This is a genomic window from Chromobacterium sp. Panama, from assembly GCF_003052555.1.
In the GTDB taxonomy this organism is placed as follows: Bacteria; Pseudomonadota; Gammaproteobacteria; order Burkholderiales; family Chromobacteriaceae; genus Chromobacterium.
The window spans coordinates 571833-589059 of the sequence record NZ_QARX01000001.1 but is presented as its reverse complement, the minus strand read 5'-3'; the positions used below and the strand labels follow the sequence as shown (position 1 = coordinate 589059).

The following is a 17227-nucleotide window of genomic DNA, read 5'->3' as shown; positions in this document are numbered from 1 at the left end:
TTCAAAAGTATACACCGGATAATCGCGGCAAAATGCTGGAATATTCACTAGTCATCGCCTTGTCAAGCCCGGATCCGGCAAGCCTTGCGCCGGCCTGCTTCGCCGCCGCTTCCCGCGCTCCGTCATTGCCTTGCATTTAGCCTCGGCCTACAATCCACGTCACTTCAAAATCGCGCCAGGATTGCCCCATGTCCCAGTCCCGTTATGACAAAATTATCACCGCCCGCTGGATCATTACCGTCGAGGAAGACGGCGAAATCCTGGAAAACCACGCCATTGCTCTGAAGGATGGCAGGATTGCCGCGATTATTCCAGCCGACCAAGCCGGCGCGCTGGAGGCGGATCAACGCGTGGAATTGCCCAACCACGTGCTGATGCCGGGCCTGATCAATCTGCACGGCCACTCCGCGATGACGCTCTTGCGCGGCCTCGCCGACGACAAGGCGCTGATGGACTGGCTGACCAATCATATCTGGCCGGCCGAGGGCAAACACGTGCGCGACGATTTCGTGTTCGACGGCGCGCTGCTGGCGATGGGGGAGATGATCCGCGGCGGCACCACCACCATCAACGACATGTATTTCTATCACGGCGCGATGGCCCGCGCCGGCCTGGCCTCCGGCATGCGCACTTTTGTCGGCTGTTCCATCCTGGAGTTCCCCACCAATTACGCCAGCAACGCCGACGACTACATCAGCAAGTCCCTGGCCGAGCGCCGCCAGTTCCTGGGCGAAGAACTGATCACCTTCACCCTGGCCCCGCACGCGCCCTACACGGTGTCGGACGACACCTTCGCCAAGGTTGTGACGCTGGCGGAACAGGAAGACATGCTGATCCACTGCCATATCCACGAAACCGCGGACGAGGTCAGCAACAGCGTCAAGGAGCGGCACCAGCGCCCGCTGGCCCGCCTGCAACAGCTGGGCCTGCTGTCGCCGCGCCTGATCGCCGCCCACATGGTGCATCTGAACGACGAGGAAATCGAACTGGCGGCCAAGCACGGCGTGTCGGTGGCGCACAATCCCTCGTCCAATATGAAGCTGGCTTCCGGCATCGCCCCCATTCCCAAGATGCTGCAGGCCGGCATCGCGGTGGGCATAGGCACCGACGGCGCCGCCTCCAACAACAAGTTGGACATGCTGGCGGAAACCCGGCTGGCGGCGCTGCTGGCCAAAGTGGGCACGCTGGACCCCACCTCGGTGCCCGCCGCCGCCGCCATCCGCATGGCTACGCTCAACGGCGCGCGCGCGCTGGGCATCGCCGACAAAGTCGGCTCGATCAAGACCGGCAAGCAGGCCGACCTGATCGCCATCGATCTGTCCGCCATCGAAACCGCGCCGGCCTTCGACCCGATCTCCCACGTGGTCTACGCGGCCGGCCGCGAACAAGTCAGCCATGTCTGGGTCAAAGGTCAGGCTCTATTGGAACAACGCCAACTCAAAACTCTGGACGAAGCCGCGCTCAAGGCGCGCGCGGAAGATTGGCGTCATCGCATTCTGGCGAAATAATCATGATTAATGTAGACGAAACCGAAATCGACAAATTCAGCCAGCTGGCGCACAAATGGTGGGATATGAGCGGCGAATTCAAGCCGCTGCATGAAATCAATCCGCTGCGCCTGGACTTCATCGACGCGCGCGCGGCCATCGCCGGCAAGCAAGTGCTGGACGTGGGCTGCGGCGGCGGCATCCTGGCGGAAAGCATGGCCGCGCGCGGCGCCGGCGTCACCGGCATCGACCTGGCCAAGAAATCGCTGAAAGTGGCTCAGCTGCACAGCCTGGAGTCCGGCGTGGCGGTGGATTACCGCTGCGTGGCAGTGGAAGAACTGGCGGAGGAAGCGCCGGCCAGCTTCGACGTGGTCACCTGCATGGAAATGCTGGAACACGTGCCGGACCCGCAAAGCGTGGTGCGCAGCTGCGCCAGCCTGGTCAAACCCGGCGGCTGGGTGTTTTTCTCCACGCTCAACCGCAACGCCAAGTCCTATCTGCTGGCGGTGATCGGCGCCGAATACGTGCTGAACATGCTGCCGCGCGGCACCCATGAATACGCGCGCTTCCTCAAACCTTCGGAATTGTCGCGCATGGCCCGCAACGCCGGTCTGGAGCTGGATGTCGTCCGCGGCATGAGTTACAACCCGCTGACGCGCATCTACGCGCTGGGCGACGACACCGCCGTCAATTATCTGATGGCCTGCCGTCGTCCCGAATAAGCGGCAAGAAAAAAGGCCTTCGCCATGGGCGAAGGCCTGAATCACACTCCCGGTTCCACACCGGACACAACCCGCTAAAGTTCGCAAACGCCGCGCCGGCTTCGACGCCCTCGCGGGACGGCCCGCTTACGGCGGCGTTCGGCTTGCGCCGCTCGTCGCCTGCGAGGCTGCTGTTCCCGCTCGGGCCGGCCGCCGGCCGGGTCCGCAAGACGGCGGAAATGCCTCTCCGCCGCCTCTCGCCTATTTTGATAGCCCCTCTCGTGTCAGCCATTTCAAACAAGCGTTTTAATCGTATGATTGATATGATGAATGCGCAAGTAAAACCTTCGCAACGCTTGTCTAGTGCGGCAAGTTGACAACAGTCGACGCCAAAACCGCTGATAATGTTTTGATAACAACAATCTGTCGGACAAACTACTGCCAGACAAACGTTGCAGTTTGATTGCCGGCGCATATCAAACATAGGAAAATAATAATATTCTATTCCGGAGAGCAAGATGACGTTCAAAGCGAACGACTCACTGACCGAACAAATTGCCCAATACCTGGGCAAACAAATCATACAAGGCACGATGCAAGCCGGAGAGCGCATCCAGGAATTGCGCATTGCGTCGGAACTGGAAGTCAGCCGCGGGTCCGTACGCGAAGCTTTATTGATTTTGCAACGCCGCCATCTGGTGGAGATTTTCCCGCGTCGCGGCGCGGTGGTGTCCAGCATCACCGGTCAGGATGTGCGCCATTTCTTCGAACTGTGGTTCCTGCTGCTGGATCAAGCGGTCTGTAACCTCGCCACCTCCTGGCAAAACGACGACCTGGCCCACTTCTTCGAAGTCACCACCCAGTTGGCCGAATGCAACCGCAAAGACGATTTGCACGGCTTTTACGACCACGGCGTCGATTTTCTCGACACCCTGTACCGCTACGCCGGCAACCGCTATCTGGAACACACGCTGAAGGACTTACTGCCGCTGACTCAGCGCTGCCTGTTCGCCATTCTGCGCGCCGGCAAGAGCCAGATGGACCAGACCCAGCTCTTCCTGGAAAACCTGCTCAAGACCATCATCGCCCGCGACACCGCCAGATTGCGCCAGATGGTGGCCGAGTTCGGCCAGCAATACAGCCAACTGGCGCAAAGCGCCGCCGAATCGCTAGCCGGACGCCATTGAGGCCCACCGCCCGGCCAAAGCCCGGGCGGCGTCCAGCACCAGCTCCTTCCCCGCATCCCTGCGCTTGCCGGCGCGCCAGGCCATGGTGACCTCCCACTGCCAGGCCGGCAGGTCGGCAATGCTCAGCCGTCGCAAAACGCCGTCGGCCAGATCGGACTGAATCGACAGCTCCGGCATGAAACACAGAAAACCGTGACGCAAGGCCAACTCCCTGGCCGCCGACGCCGGCTGGATCGCATGGATGGGCTGGGCCACGGTGCGCGCCAGCCGCAGCCGGCGTATCAACTCATCGCACTCCACGCCCCAGTACTGGGGCGCGATCCGGTAGGACGCCACCTCCTCCAAACTCAGCGGCTGCTCCCGCTCCGCCAACGGATGCCCGGCCGCCGCCACCGCCACGATGGGAGAGCGCCACAGCGTTTCCATCTGAATGCCCGCCATCGCAGGACACCGCAACACGAAGCCGACCTGCACCAGGCCGGACAACAGGTTCTGCATGATCAGCGGCGAGTGATCGGTGTCGCAGCGGATTTCCAGCGGCGCCTCGGCCAAGTCCAGCAATAAAGGACCGAAAACCGCCGAAGTCAGCGACGGCAGACAAGACAGCCGCAGGCAGGGCAAGGCCGGCGTGCCCTGCAGGATCTCCCTCCCCTGCTCCAAGGCCGACACCGCCTGCTGCGCCGATGGCAAAAAGGCCAGGCAGGCCGCTGTGGGCTCCGCGCCACGACGGTGGCGATGAAACAGGCAAGTCCCCAGCTCCTGCTCCAGCAATTGCACTCGCTGACTGACCTGGGGCTGCGACCAGCCGCGCTTGGCGGCGGCCTGGCTGAAACTGCCCAGCTCGGCGATATCCAGCAATAGGCGCAAATCGGAGAGCGCGATAGACATAAGAAAATCCAATATTAACTATTACGGATTAGTCAGTTTCAGAATATCAGGAGCCTTCATAGAATGACATGAAAATAAGGAGATTTCATGGCGCTGCTAAAGCGGGCCCGGACCTTGGGCAAAGGCTTCATCCTGCTGGACAATCTGATCGTGGTATTTGGTTTCTTCATGGTCTTTCCGCTGATCAGCCTGCATTTCGTCGATCAACTGGGCTGGACCGCGGCCGCGGTGGGCTTTGGGCTGGGTTTGCGCCAGTTCACCCAGCAAGGGCTGGGCTTGTTCGGCGGCTCCCTGGCCGACCGTTTCGGCGCCAAACCGCTGATCGTGGCCGGCATGCTGCTGCGAGCCGCCGGCTTTGCCGCCATGGCGCTGGCGAACGCGCCGTGGCAGCTCTGGCTGTCCTGCCTGCTCTCCGGCCTGGGCGGCACGCTGTTCGATCCGCCGCGCTCCGCGCTGGTGGCCAAATTGACGCGGCCGCGCGAACGCAACCGCTTCTACTCGCTGCTGATGATGCAGGACAGCGCCGGCGCGGTGGGCGGCGCCTTGTTCGGCTCCTGGCTGCTGCAATTCGACTTCCACTGGGTATGCCTGGGCGGCGCCGTCGCGTTTTTGGCGGCGGCGGCGGCAAACGCCTGCCTGCTGCCGGACTACCGCGTCGCCGCCCGGCGGGCGCCCGCGCTGGCCTCCATCCGCATCGTGCTGAACGATCATCGTTTCCTGAAGCTGGTGCTCACGCTCAGCGGTTATTACCTGCTCAGCGTGCAGATCATGCTGTTGCTGCCCATCGCCATCAAGCAATTGACCGGCACCGCCCAGGCCGTGGGCTGGATGTACGGCCTGGAAACCGCCTTGTCGCTGAGCCTGCTCTATCCTTTGGCGCGGCTGGGCGAACGCCATTTCCGCCTGGAAACCCGAGTACTGGCCGGCATCGCGTTGATGAGCCTCAGCCTCGCCTGCATGGCCGTGGCGCGGCAACCGCTGACCGCCTTCCTCATCCTGGCCGCCTTCTTTCTCGGCACCCTCATCACCGAACCGGCGCGGGAAACCCTGGTGGCCAGCCTGGCCCGTCCGGAAGCCAGAGCCAGCTATATGGGCGCCAGCCGGCTGGGCCTGGCCCTGGGCGGCGGCGGCGGCTTTCTCGCCGGCGGCTGGCTCTACGACTTTGCCCAAAGCCGGCATCAAGCCGGCCTGCCCTGGCTGCTGCTGGCCGCCGCGGGCGCGCTCACCTTCATCGCGCTGGCGCGCCAGTTTGGTCCCGCCGCGCCGCGGACGCTCAAACAAGCGGCCTGACAACAACAAAAGCCCGCCGGATGGCGGGCTTTTCATCAATCAGCTGGGCTGTTTGCCTTGCGACAAACAGACAGTAAAACCGGTGTTACGCGTTCTGAATATTGGACGCTTGCTTGCCCTTCGGACCGGACACCACTTCAAAGCTTACACGTTGCCCTTCTTTCAGGGTTTTGAAGCCTTGCATGTTGATGGCCGAGAAGTGAGCGAACAAATCCTCGCCGCCTTCATCCGGAGTAATGAAGCCAAAGCCTTTAGCGTCATTGAACCACTTAACGGTACCTAATGCCATTCTTACTTCCTTGCAAAAAAAGGCTGGTGAAGCCGACCAACTTAGAGCTTAATAAGAGTTGTCTGGCTTGCCTAGCGCAAAAAAATGCCAAACAGTTAAGCCAAGCACCAGCTGCATTTCTACGCAACCCGCCGCTCATCGTCAAGTCGTAGAGGAAAAGTGCCAGTCCCCTTGAAAAAAACTCTCGGGGAACCCAAATTGAAGTAAGACGCAGATTCCACGAAAGCCGACATGTCTACGCAGTTCAAGGACGATGCCATACAAGAGGCGTCCCGGGTTAGGGAAAACCCACCCCCGATGTATAAGGTCTTGTTATTGAACGATGATTTTACCCCGATGGATTTTGTGATCCAGGTCCTCCAGCAGTTCTTCTACATGAACCGCGAAAAGGCCACTCACATCATGCTGCAAGTCCACACGCAAGGTCACGGCGTGTGTGGCGTTTATACCAAAGACGTGGCTGCAACAAAGGTCGAGCAGGTGTTGCAATATGCGAAAGCGCACCAGCATCCGCTCCAGTGCGTTATGGAGGAAAACTGATGATTGCCCAGGAGCTTGAAGTAAGCCTGCACATGGCGTTCATGGACGCAAGGCGCAAGCGCCACGAGTTCATCAGCGTGGAGCATCTGTTACTCGCGATGACCGACAACCCGTCGGCCGCCGAAGTACTGCGCGCATGTGGAGCCAACATCGACCAGCTGAAAAAACAGCTGGGCGATTTCATCGATGAGCACACCCCCACCGTGCCCGGGGAGGCGGAGGTGGAAACTCAACCCACTCTCGGCTTCCAGCGCGTGATACAGCGCGCGATCCTGCACGTGCAGTCTTCCGGCAAAAAAGAGGTGACCGGGGCTAACATCCTGGTGGCCATCTTCGGCGAGAAGGACTCCCACGCGGTGTACTATCTGCACCAGCAAGGCATTTCGCGGCTGGACGTGGTGAATTTCATTTCTCACGGAATCACCAAGCAGCGCTCGCAGCAGCAGCCGCAGGAGCCGCGCGACAGCAGCGGCGAAGCGGAGAGCGAGGAGCAGGCCACCGGTCCGGGCGGCGCGCTGGAAAACTACACGCTGAACCTCAACCAGCAGGCGCGCGACGGCAGGATAGATCCGCTGATCGGCCGCGAGCCCGAGTTGGAGCGCACCGTGCAGATTCTGTGCCGTCGCCGCAAGAACAACCCCTTGCTGGTGGGCGAGGCCGGCGTGGGCAAGACCGCCATCGCCGAAGGCCTGGCGCGCCGCATCGTCAACGGCGAAGTGCCGGAGATTCTGGGCAAGTCCACCGTCTACGCGCTGGACATGGGAGCGCTGCTGGCCGGCACCAAATACCGCGGCGATTTCGAACAGCGGCTGAAGGCGGTGATCAAGCAATTGACCGAGGACAGCAACGCCATTCTGTTCATCGACGAGATTCACACGCTGATCGGCGCCGGAGCGGCCTCGGGCGGCACGCTGGACGCGTCCAACCTGCTGAAGCCGGCCTTGTCCAACGGCAGCCTGCGCTGTATCGGGGCGACCACCTACAACGAATACCGCAGCATCTTCGAGAAGGACAACGCGCTGTCGCGCCGTTTCCAGAAGATCGACGTCAACGAGCCGACGGTGGAGCAGACCGTGGAAATCCTCAAGGGGCTGAAATCCCGCTTCGAGGCCCACCACGGCGTCAAGTACACCCAGTCGGCGCTGTCCACCGCGGCGGAGCTATCGGCGCGCTTCATCAACGACCGCCATCTGCCGGACAAGGCCATCGACGTGATCGACGAGGCCGGCGCCGCGCAGAAGATTCTGCCCAAGTCCAAGCAGAAGAAGGTCATCAACAAGACCGAGATCGAGGACATCGTCGCCAAGATCGCGCGCATTCCGCCCAAGACCGTGTCGTCCGACGACAAGAACGTGCTGAAGAATCTGGAGCGCGATCTGAAAAACGTGGTCTTTGGTCAGGAAAAAGCCATCGAAGGGCTGGCCAGCGCCATCAAGATGACGCGTTCCGGCCTGGGCAATCCGCAAAAGCCGATCGGTTCCTTCCTGTTCTCCGGTCCCACCGGCGTCGGCAAGACCGAAGTGGCGCGGCAACTGGCCTATATCCTGGGCGTGGAGCTGATCCGCTTCGACATGTCCGAGTACATGGAACGGCACGCGGTGTCTCGGCTGATCGGCGCGCCTCCGGGCTATGTCGGCTTCGAACAGGGCGGCCAGCTGACCGAGGCGGTCAACAAGCATCCGTACGCGGTGGTCTTGCTGGATGAGATCGAAAAAGCGCATCCGGACATCTACAACGTGCTGTTGCAGGTGATGGACCACGGCACCCTGACCGACAACAACGGCCGCAAGGCAGACTTCCGCAACGTGGTGATCATCATGACCACCAACGCGGGCGCGGAGTCCCTGTCCAAGCCGACGCTGGGCTTCACCCAGACCAAGGCGGCCGGCGACGAAATGGGCGACATCAAGAAACAGTTCAGTCCGGAATTCCGCAACCGCCTGGACGCCATCATCCCGTTCAAGATGCTGGACGAGCAGATCATCCTGCAAGTGGTGGACAAGTTCCTGATGCAGCTGGAGCAGCAGTTGGCGGAGAAGCGGGTGGACATCCACTTCACCGACGAGCTGCGGCGCTACCTGGCGAAGAACGGCTTCGATCCGCTGATGGGCGCCCGCCCGATGGCGCGTCTGATCCAGGACACGCTGCGCAAGGCGCTGGCCGACGAGTTGCTGTTCGGCCGTCTGGTCACCGGCGGCGAAGTCACCGTCACCGTGCTGGACGACAAGGTGGAGCTGCAGTTCGACCACCAGGCCTTAGCGCCCGAACCGGCCTGATCTTGATACGGCAATACGCAACGCCCGCTGACGCGGGCGTTTTTCTTTTCATCTCAACCGCGAGGATGATGTTTGGCGTGCAGCTGTTTCAAGCGCTCGCGCGCCACATAGGTATAGATCTGCGTGGTGGAAATGTCAGAATGCCCCAGCAGCAGCTGCACCACGCGCAAATCCGCGCCGTGGTTGACCAGATGAGTGGCGAAGGCATGACGCAACACGTGCGGGCTCACCGCCGGCAAGCCCTGGCGCTTGGCGTACTGCGAGATCAGATGCCAGGCCATCTGTCGCGTCATGCCCGCCTTGCGCTGGGTCACGAACACCGTGTCGCAGACCGCGCCCGCCAGCAAAACCGGCCTCGCCTCGGCCAGATAACGCTGCAGCCACTCCTGGGCCAGCTCGCCCAAGGGCACCAGTCTCTCCTTATTGCCCTTGCCCATGGTCTTGACCAGGCCGTCCAGCAAATTCACTTGTTGCAGAGTCAAGCCCACCAGCTCCGACACGCGCAAGCCGCTGGCGTAAAGCAGCTCCAGCATCGCGCGGTCGCGCAGGCCCAGCGGCGTGCCCACGTCCGGCGCTTCCAGCAAGGCTTCCACATGCCGCTCGGACAGGGATTTGGGCAAGCGCGGCCCCTGTTTGGGCGCGCGCAAGCGTGCGCATGGGTCGTCGTCGCGCAAACCCGCCTGCGCCAGATATTGATAAAAGCGCTTCATCGCCGACACCATCCGCGCCCGGGTCGCCGGCTTCTCTCGGTCCACGCCCAGCAAAAGCGCCTGCTCCAGGTGCCCAGAAGCGGCCTCCGTCAGGCTAACGCCCTCGTCTCCCAGTCTCGCTGCCAGCTTGCCCAGATCGCGCCGATACGCGGCCAGGGTGTTCTTGGACAGGCCGTCGCTCAACCATAGCTGGTCCAGAAACGCGTCGATGGCCTCCTCGGCCGCCTTCATTGCTTCGCTGCTCGCATCCATTATTGTCGTCGTCCGCCGATATGCGCGTCAGGCCGCCACCCGCGCGAAACATCCATACTGAATAATCCTCAGTCTTTGTCCGCCTCGCGGGCAAAACATTCCCCTGCTCCCCTTAAAGGCGAGCCCGGGCCTCGCGCAATGACCTCGACTCGCGCCTCAACAGAGGCAAAGCGGCGCCTTGCGCGCCCCCCTCCGCTCAACAACCGAACTCATGCGCCAGCAGCCACTGCTTGATGTCCACGGTTTCCCGGCCCAAGGAGCGATTGAAGCCGCCCAGGCTGTTGCGGGCCACCACGCGGTGGCAAGGCACGATGATGGGTACCGGATTGCGCCCGCAGGCATTGCCCACCGCCCGCGCCGACGAGCCCAGCGCCGTGGCGATATCCTGATAGCGCGCCATCTGCCCGCAGGGAATCCGTTCTATCTCGCGCCAGACGCGCTGCTGGTGCTCGCTGCCCCGCAAACGATAAGGCAGGCTGAAGCCAAAGCGCGGATCGACGAAATAAGCGCGCAGCTGTTCCGCCACCTCCTGCTCCAGACTGCGCGGCTCCGGCGGCCTGAGGGCTTGCCGCTCGGCCAGGAATTCCAGATTCACCAGCGCGCCGTCGAGACATACCATGCCCAGCTGCCCGAACGGCGCGTCGATCACCGCGCTGTATTCCATGTGTCCGCCTCCGGATAATAAAAAAGCGCAAGGCATCGCCTTGCGCTTTGAACTGTCATCAAGCCTAAGCCTGACTCGACAAGGCTTAGCCTTGCTTGCGAGCCGGCAGTTTTTCCTTGATGCGTGCGGATTTGCCGGTACGGCCGCGCAGGTAGTACAGCTTGGCGCGACGCACGTCACCACGGCGCTTCACTTCAACGGAAGCCACCAGCGGGGAGTAGGTTTGGAAAGTACGCTCTACGCCTTCGCCGGCGGACATCTTGCGCACGGTGAAAGCGCTGTTCAGGCCAGCGTTTTTCTTGGCGATAACCACGCCTTCGTAAGCCTGCAGACGTTCGCGGTTGCCTTCCTTAACCTTCACCTGAACGACGATGGTGTCGCCCGGGGCGAATTCCGGCAGGGTTTTGCCCAGGCGGGCGATTTCTTCTTGCTCGAGTTTCTGGATCAGATCCATGATTCACTCCTGGTTTTTCTGGAGATCTTGTTCCTGCTGGTACTCCGCCAGCAGCCGAGATTCCTGTTTTGTCAAAATACGGCCTTGCAGCAAATCCGGGCGACGTTGCATCGTCCTGCCCAGAGCCTGTTTCAGCCGCCATTTAGCGATCAGCGCATGATTACCGGACAACAGCACATCCGGCACCCGCATGCCCTGATAGTCTTCGGGTCGGGTATAGTGCGGACAATCAAGAAGCCCGTCCACAAATGAATCTTCGTAAGCCGATTGCGCGTCGTTCAGGACGCCGGGCAGCAAACGCACCACCGCGTCCATCAGCACCATGGCCGGCAGCTCGCCGCCGGACAGCACGTAGTCGCCGATGGAAATCTCCTCGTCGACCTCGCGCTGGATCAACCTCTCGTCCACGCCCTCGTAGCGGCCGCACAGCAGGATCAGGCCCGCTCTTTGCGACAGCTCCGCCGCCTTCGCATGCGTCAGCGGACGGCCTTGCGGCGAAAGATAAATCACATGGCTGCGCTCGGCTCCGGCTTGCGCCTGCCTCGCCCTGGCCGCCGCGATGGACTGCGCCAGGGGCTCGATCTGCATCACCATGCCGGGGCCGCCGCCATAAGGCCGGTCGTCTACCCGGCGGTAGTTGTCATGCGTGAAATCGCGAGGATTCCAGGCCTGAAAACCCCAAATGCCCAAATCAAGCGCCCGCTGGCTAACGCCAAAGCGGGCGATGGAATCGAACATCTCCGGAAACAGCGTTACCGCGTCGATCTGCATCAGTAGTCCAGACCCCAGTCCACCTGGATCTTGCCTGCGGCAAGCTGAACTTCCAGCACATACTGATCCACGAAGGGAATCATGCGCTGGCCGTCCGTGCCTTGCACCACCAACACATCGTGCGCGCCGGTTTCCATCAATTCGCTGACTTTGCCCAGCACTTCGCCTTGCTGATTGACGACTTCCAGACCGATCAGATCGGCCCAGTAGTATTCGCCTTCCTCGGCGGCCGGCAACTCTTCGCGCGGCACGGCGATTTGCATGCCGCGCAGGGCTTCGGCCGCGTCGCGGTCTTCCACGCCTTCCAGCTTGGCGGCAAGCGCCTTGGGCTGGAGAGCGCCGTTTTCAAATGTGTACGGCTTCCAGTCGTTCTCCTTGCCCAGCCACCAGACCGGGTAGTCGAACAGACCGTCAGCGTATTCGGTGTCGGCCTGGACTTTCACCCAGCCCTTGACACCAAAGGCGCCACGCACAAACCCCATCACTACGAGATCTTCGTTGCGCATGCGCCTAGTCCGTCAGTTGATGTGTCAACGAACGCTTAGGCAGCGGCCTTCTGCTCTTTCAGCAGCTTGGCAACGGCGTCGGAAACTTGAGCGCCAACGCCAACCCAGTGGTTCAGGCGGTCCATGGTGAAACGGACGCGCTCTTGCTTCTCGTTGGCAACCGGGTTGTAGAAGCCAACGCGCTCGATGAAGCGACCGTCACGACGGTTACGGGAATCGGTCACCACGATGTTGTAGAACGGACGGTTCTTGGCGCCGCCACGTGCCAGACGAATCACTACCATTGTCGATTGTCCTTGAATAAAAACGGTATGAGAAAAGCCCACGATTTTAGGTCAGTTTTCCCTTATCTTGCAAGCGCTTAATGCAAGACGCCTGTCAAGCCCGCCGTTACAAGCTCTTGGACACCATGGTCAGGGCCCGGTCTTCCGGGTGCGGCTCCACGGAAAAGCCCAGCTTGTGCATCAGTTTCAACATGCCCTTATTGCCGGCCAACACCTCGCCGCGCATCACTTTCAGGCCCTGCTCCCGCGCCGCGTCGAACAAGGCGCTCATCAGAAGATAGCCTATGCCCTTGCCTTGCCAGCGGTCGGCCACCTCCAGCGCGAACTCGCAGCCCTCATTGTCCGGATCGGTGATGAAACGCGCCACCGCCAGCATTTCCTCGCCGTCTTTTTGTTCGCGCGTCATCGCCAGCGCCATCTCGCGGTCGTAATCCAGCTGGGTGAATCGCACCAACATGCTTTGCGACAATTGCTTGATGCTGGACAGGTAGCGGTTGTAGCGGCTCTCCTCGGACAGATTGCGCACGAACTCCTGTTGCATATCCGCATCTTCCGGACGCACCGGCCGCACCATCACATTGGTGCCGTCCTTCAATTTGGCGCACACCACCATATGGCTGGGATAAGGCATGATGGCCATATGGGCGTAGCGCTTCAAATCCGGCCGCCGCGGCCGGACGATGATGCGGGCGTCCAACGCGATCACGCCCTGCTCGTCGGCCACCAGCGGATTGATATCCATCTCGCGCAGCTCGGGCAGCTCGCACACCATTTCCGACACATGCAGCAGCACATCCTCCAGCTCGTCCTGATCCACCGCCGGCAGGTTCTTGAACGCGCCCAGCAATTGGCCGATGCGGGTATGGCGGATCATGCTGGCCACCAGATAGCCGTTGAGCGGCGGCAGGGATAGCGCGCGGTCGTGCATCACCTCCACCGCGATGCCCCCGGCGCCGAAAGTGATCACTGGCCCGAAGGCTTCGTCGTGGGTGACGCCCACCATCACTTCGCGGGCGAAGCGGCGCTTGCGCATGGGCTGCACCGACACCCCGTCGATGCGCGCCTCCGGCCGCGCCTGGCGCGTGCGGCCGATGATGGCGTCGAACGCTTCGCGCAGCGTCGCCTCATTGCTGATGTTCAGCTCCACGCCGCCAACGTCCGACTTATAAATGATGTCCGGCGAATCGATCTTCAGCACCACCGGGTAGCCGATCTTGTCGGCCTGCTTGACCGCCTCGTTGGCGGTGCGCGCCAGCCGGGTGGGATTGACCGGAATCTGGAAGGCGGCCAGCACCTCCTTGGATTCGCGCTCGGACAGAATGTCGCGGCCGTCCTTCAACGCCGAGGCGATCACCTTGCGCGCCTTGGCCACGTCCGGGTCGGCGCGCTTGCCCTCCAGCGGCCCCGGCGTCTGCAACAGCAACTGCTGGTTGCGCTGATAAGCCGCCAGATTGCGGAACACTTCGATGCCGTACTCCGGCGCGCGGAAGTGAGCGCACTTGGCCTTGGAAAACAGTTCGCGGCTTTCCGACACCTTGGCGTCGCCCAGCCAGGACAGGAACAGCGGCTTGGCGGATTCGCGCTGCAAGCCGATCATCAACTGCGCCGTGGTCAGGTGGTCGGTGCCGGCCTGCGGGGTGAACACCACCATCACGCCATCCACATTAGGGTCGTCCAGACAGGCCTTCACCGCGGTGCGAAAACGCGAGGGACTGGCGTCGCCTATGATGTCCAGCGGGTTGCCGTGCGACCAATTGCGCGGCAAGACCCCATTGAGCAGTTCCACGGTGGAATCGGACAGCTTGGCCAGCTCCACCCGGTTGGAATAGGCGCTGTCGGCGGCCAGCACGCCGGGGCCGATGCCGTTGGTGACGATGGCCAGCCGCTTGCCGCCCACCCGGTAGTTGGCCGCCAGCACCTTGGCCGCCGTGAACAGCTGGGCGATGGTGTCGACCCGCAGCACGCCGGCGCGCGCCAGCGCGGCGTCGAACACATCGCCGCTCTCCACCAGATTGCTGGAATGCGTGACCCCGGTCACCGCGTCCTCATAGCGGCCGGACTTGATCACCACCACCGGCTTGGTGCGCGCCGCGGCGCGCAGCGCCGACATGAAGCGGCGCGCGTCGTGAATGTGGTGGACATGCAACAGAATGCCCTGGGTGAAGTTGTCCGCCACCAGGTAATCCAGAATTTCGCCGAAGCCGACGTCCAGCGCGTTGCCCACGGAAATCACGCTGGAAAAACCGATGCCCTTGCTGTCCGCCCAATCCAGCATCGCCGTGCACAGCGCCGACGACTGCGACACCAGCGCCAGATTGCCCGGCCTCACCTTGCTGGTGTAGTTGCTGGCGTTGAAGCCGGCCACCGGCCGCATCAGGCCCAGCACGTTCGGCCCCAGGATGCGGATGCCGAAATGGCGGCTGATGGACAGCGTCTCGTTGATGATCTCCCGCTCCAGCTGTTCGCTGTCGGCGAACTCCTTGGCCAGCAGCACCGCCTTGATGCCCTTCTTGCCGCAGTCTTTCATGATCGCAGGCAGGGTGCGGGTGGCGGTCACCACCACCGCCAGATCCACGGGCTCGCTGATCTGACGCACCGAAGCCACCGCGGGCACCCCTGCCACCACCTTGTGGTTGAGGTTGACCGGAAACAGCTTGCCCTGGAAGTTGCCCGCCAGCAGATTGGCGAACACCGCCTGCCCGATCGAGCCCGGCGTGTCGCTGGCGCCGATCACGGCGACGCTGCGCGGCGAAAACAACGGTGTCAGGTAATGCGGCCTCATTGATGCTTATCCTCGGAAATAATGGTAACCGGCACGGTTTTCCCCGCCGGCGGCGGCAATGGCCACTCCGGCTGCAAAGTCACATGATCGATGCCGTACTCGCGCGACAGCATGCGCTGGCAAGCCGCCAGAATGCGCGGCCAATCCTGCGGCGCGGCCACTTGCAAATGCGCGGACAAGGCCACGCGGTCCGCGGCCATGGTCCAAACGTGCAGATCGTGCACCGATCTCACCCCGGCGATGCCGCCCAGGGCACGGCCGATGCGGTTAAAATCCAGCTCCGCCGGCACCTCCTCCATCAACACCGCCAGCGACTTGCGCAGCAGCCGCCAGGTAGACGACAGAATCAGACAGGCCACCAGCATGGACAAGATCGGATCCGCCGGCGTCCAGCCGGTCCAGTACACGATGGCCCCGGAAGCGATCGCCGCCAGCGAGCCCAGCAAATCCCCCATCACGTGCAGCAGCGCCGCCTTGCTGTTAAGGCTGTGCGCGCCGCGGCTCAGAATCCACACGGCCAGCACATTCACCAGCAGGCCGGCCACGGCGATGCCCATCACCCCCAGGCCGTTGACCGTGTGCGGCTCCAGCAAGCGCCGCACCGCCTCCACCGCGATGAAAACGATGACGCCGAACATGAACAGGCTGTTCAGAAACGCGCCTATCACCTCCGCGCGGCCATGGCCGAAAGAATGCGACTCGTCCGCCGGGCGGCGGCCGATATGCGCCACCCACAAGGCCAGCAACAGCGAAATGGAATCGGTCAGCATATGGCCGGCGTCCGACAACAAGGCCAGCGATCCCGTCGCCCAGCCGCCCACCGCCTCCACGCAGGCGAAGCCTATCGTCAGCAGCGCCACCCAGCGCAAGGCGCGCATGCTGGCGGCGCGCGCCGCCGCGCCCGTCACCCCGCCGTGGGGATGGCGATGCGGGTGATTGTAATCGTGCTCGTCGTCATGCTCACCGCCCGCCGAGCCATCATCATGCAGACTGAACCTTGACGTCATCTTGACCTCCGGCAAGCCGAATCCATCGCGCCCCGCTTCGCCGCAAGGGCCTAACAAGAATGGACTGGCGCGGACACTACAATATTGTTAATCTTTGCTGTTTAGCAATAGCTCTTTACTGCACCGCACAAAGTCGCCACGCGCCCCTTGCTCCAACAAGGCCGGATGGCGGCGGGAGTCGATCCATCATGACGAAACGCGTCGTCACGCTTGCCCATTACTATACCCAGCCTGAAATCCAGAAAATGGCCGACAAGGTTGGCGACAGCCTGGAACTTTCTTTGTACGCCAAGGAAGCCAATGCCGACATCATCGTTTTTGCCGGCGTGCGCTTCATGGCGGAAACCGCGAAAATCCTCAATCCCCAGGCGGAAGTAATTCTGCCCGACGCCGGTTCCACCTGTTCGCTGGTGACACAGACCGACGTCGCCGCGCTGGCCAAATGGCGCAAGCAGCACCCGGACCACGTGCACGTTTCCTATATCAACTCCAGCGCCGAGCACAAAGCGCTGTCCGACTGGATCGTCACCAGCCGCAATGTGGACGACATCATTGCCCACCTGTACGCCGAAGGCAAAAAAGTGATCTTCTCGCCGGACCGCAATATGGGCGGCTACCTCAACTATCAGTACGGCTACGACATGCCGCTGTGGTCGGCAGTGTGCGAGGTGCACGACAAATTCAACGAAGCGGCGCTGGACGAGGCCTTCGCGGTCGCCGGCGCGGAGAAATACCTGATCGCCCATCCGGAAAGCCCGCTGCCGGTGCTGAAGAAGGCCGATTACGTCGGCTCCACCTCCGGCATGCTCAACTGGGTCAAGCAATTCTCCGGCAGCCCGGACGCGGTGATCTTCGTCGCCACCGAAGACGGCATCCTCTACAACATGGGACTGGCCCGTCCGGATCTGGACCTGCGTCAGGCGCCGATCTACGCCGGCTGCCAATGCAACTCCTGTCCGTACATGAAGATGAACACCATAGAAGCGGTCAAGCGCGCCCAGCAGGGCGTGGGCTTGCGCATCGACTACCTCAGCCGGGAACAGATGGACGCGGCGCGGCTGCCGATCGAGCGCATGCTGGAATTCAGCCAGCGTTACTACGCCTGAGCCGCTTTCCCCAACCCGCCCACCGGCGGGTTT

17 protein-coding genes are annotated in these 17227 nt (G+C 62.2%); 7 read left to right on the top strand and 10 right to left on the bottom strand.

The window, feature by feature from the left end; translation table 11 throughout:
- Window positions 1–188 precede the first annotated feature (188 nt).
- The 3 genes from DB032_RS02790 to DB032_RS02780 all read left to right on the top strand — a co-directional run bounded on the left by DB032_RS02790 (window position 189) and on the right by DB032_RS02780 (window position 3375).
- Window positions 189–1508 carry a TRZ/ATZ family hydrolase gene (locus DB032_RS02790; protein ID WP_107798157.1) on the top strand — a complete coding sequence of 440 codons (1320 nt, stop codon included), beginning with the start codon at window positions 189–191 and terminating at the stop codon, window positions 1506–1508.
- A gap of 2 nt (window positions 1509–1510) precedes the next feature.
- Window positions 1511–2209, top strand: a complete 699-nt coding sequence (gene ubiG, locus DB032_RS02785) for a bifunctional 2-polyprenyl-6-hydroxyphenol methylase/3-demethylubiquinol 3-O-methyltransferase UbiG (RefSeq protein ID WP_107798156.1) — start codon at window positions 1511–1513, stop codon at window positions 2207–2209.
- Between the two features lie 497 nt (window positions 2210–2706).
- Window positions 2707–3375 carry a GntR family transcriptional regulator gene (locus DB032_RS02780; RefSeq protein ID WP_107798155.1) on the top strand — a complete coding sequence of 223 codons (669 nt, stop codon included), beginning with the start codon at window positions 2707–2709 and terminating at the stop codon, window positions 3373–3375.
- On the opposite strand, the gene DB032_RS02775 is transcribed toward DB032_RS02780, so the two are convergent.
- Window positions 3358–4263: a LysR family transcriptional regulator gene (locus DB032_RS02775; protein WP_107798154.1), complete on the bottom strand. Its 906-nt coding sequence runs from the start codon at window positions 4261–4263 to the stop codon at window positions 3358–3360. The two genes, DB032_RS02780 and DB032_RS02775, sit on opposite strands and share 18 nt — an antisense overlap.
- Before the next feature lie 87 nt (window positions 4264–4350).
- Here DB032_RS02775 and mdtH point away from each other — a divergent pair, with 87 nt between their 5' ends.
- Window positions 4351–5553, top strand: a complete 1203-nt coding sequence (mdtH, locus tag DB032_RS02770; protein ID WP_107798153.1) for a multidrug efflux MFS transporter MdtH — start codon at window positions 4351–4353, stop codon at window positions 5551–5553.
- 85 nt (window positions 5554–5638) lie between these two features.
- Here mdtH and DB032_RS02765 read toward each other — a convergent pair whose 3' ends face one another.
- On the bottom strand, window positions 5639–5842 hold the full coding sequence (locus DB032_RS02765) for a cold-shock protein (protein WP_019101271.1): 204 nt from the start codon (window positions 5840–5842) through the stop codon (window positions 5639–5641).
- A gap of 231 nt (window positions 5843–6073) precedes the next feature.
- Between DB032_RS02765 and clpS the strand changes: the two genes are divergently transcribed.
- Window positions 6074–6382 (top strand): ATP-dependent Clp protease adapter ClpS, encoded by a 309-nt coding sequence (gene clpS, locus DB032_RS02760; protein WP_019101854.1) that lies wholly within the window; start codon window positions 6074–6076, stop codon window positions 6380–6382.
- Window positions 6382–8658 (top strand): ATP-dependent Clp protease ATP-binding subunit ClpA, encoded by a 2277-nt coding sequence (gene clpA, locus DB032_RS02755; protein ID WP_107798152.1) that lies wholly within the window; start codon window positions 6382–6384, stop codon window positions 8656–8658. Before clpS ends, clpA begins: the two co-directional genes overlap by 1 nt.
- 53 nt (window positions 8659–8711) lie before the next feature.
- On the opposite strand, the gene xerD is transcribed toward clpA, so the two are convergent.
- The 8 genes from xerD to DB032_RS02715 form a co-directional block, all read right to left on the bottom strand.
- Entirely contained in the window at window positions 8712–9620 is a 909-nt protein-coding gene (xerD, locus tag DB032_RS02750) for a site-specific tyrosine recombinase XerD (RefSeq protein WP_370445184.1), read from the bottom strand.
- Between the two features lie 196 nt (window positions 9621–9816).
- Window positions 9817–10284, bottom strand: coding sequence for a methylated-DNA--[protein]-cysteine S-methyltransferase (locus tag DB032_RS02745; RefSeq protein WP_107798150.1), 468 nt, complete (start codon window positions 10282–10284; stop codon window positions 9817–9819).
- Window positions 10285–10369: 85 nt separating this feature from the next.
- A complete protein-coding gene (gene rplS, locus DB032_RS02740) occupies window positions 10370–10738 on the bottom strand; it encodes a 50S ribosomal protein L19 (protein ID WP_019102875.1) in 369 nt (122 codons plus the stop codon).
- A gap of 3 nt (window positions 10739–10741) precedes the next feature.
- The gene (gene trmD, locus DB032_RS02735; RefSeq protein ID WP_048415670.1) at window positions 10742–11509 is read right to left on the bottom strand and encodes a tRNA (guanosine(37)-N1)-methyltransferase TrmD; all 768 of its coding nucleotides are present in this window, start codon (window positions 11507–11509) and stop codon (window positions 10742–10744) included.
- The gene (gene rimM, locus DB032_RS02730) at window positions 11509–12015 is read right to left on the bottom strand and encodes a ribosome maturation factor RimM (RefSeq protein ID WP_107798149.1); all 507 of its coding nucleotides are present in this window, start codon (window positions 12013–12015) and stop codon (window positions 11509–11511) included. Before rimM ends, trmD begins: the two co-directional genes overlap by 1 nt.
- 35 nt (window positions 12016–12050) lie before the next feature.
- The gene (rpsP, locus tag DB032_RS02725) at window positions 12051–12299 is read right to left on the bottom strand and encodes a 30S ribosomal protein S16 (protein ID WP_019102878.1); all 249 of its coding nucleotides are present in this window, start codon (window positions 12297–12299) and stop codon (window positions 12051–12053) included.
- A gap of 106 nt (window positions 12300–12405) precedes the next feature.
- Complete coding sequence (locus DB032_RS02720; protein WP_107798148.1) at window positions 12406–15081, bottom strand: bifunctional acetate--CoA ligase family protein/GNAT family N-acetyltransferase; 2676 nt, start codon at window positions 15079–15081, stop codon at window positions 12406–12408.
- Complete coding sequence (locus DB032_RS02715) at window positions 15078–16088, bottom strand: cation diffusion facilitator family transporter (protein WP_107801638.1); 1011 nt, start codon at window positions 16086–16088, stop codon at window positions 15078–15080. Before DB032_RS02715 ends, DB032_RS02720 begins: the two co-directional genes overlap by 4 nt.
- A gap of 188 nt (window positions 16089–16276) precedes the next feature.
- Here DB032_RS02715 and nadA point away from each other — a divergent pair, with 188 nt between their 5' ends.
- A complete protein-coding gene (gene nadA, locus DB032_RS02710) occupies window positions 16277–17194 on the top strand; it encodes a quinolinate synthase NadA (protein WP_107798147.1) in 918 nt (305 codons plus the stop codon).
- Window positions 17195–17227: the final 33 nt, after the last annotated feature.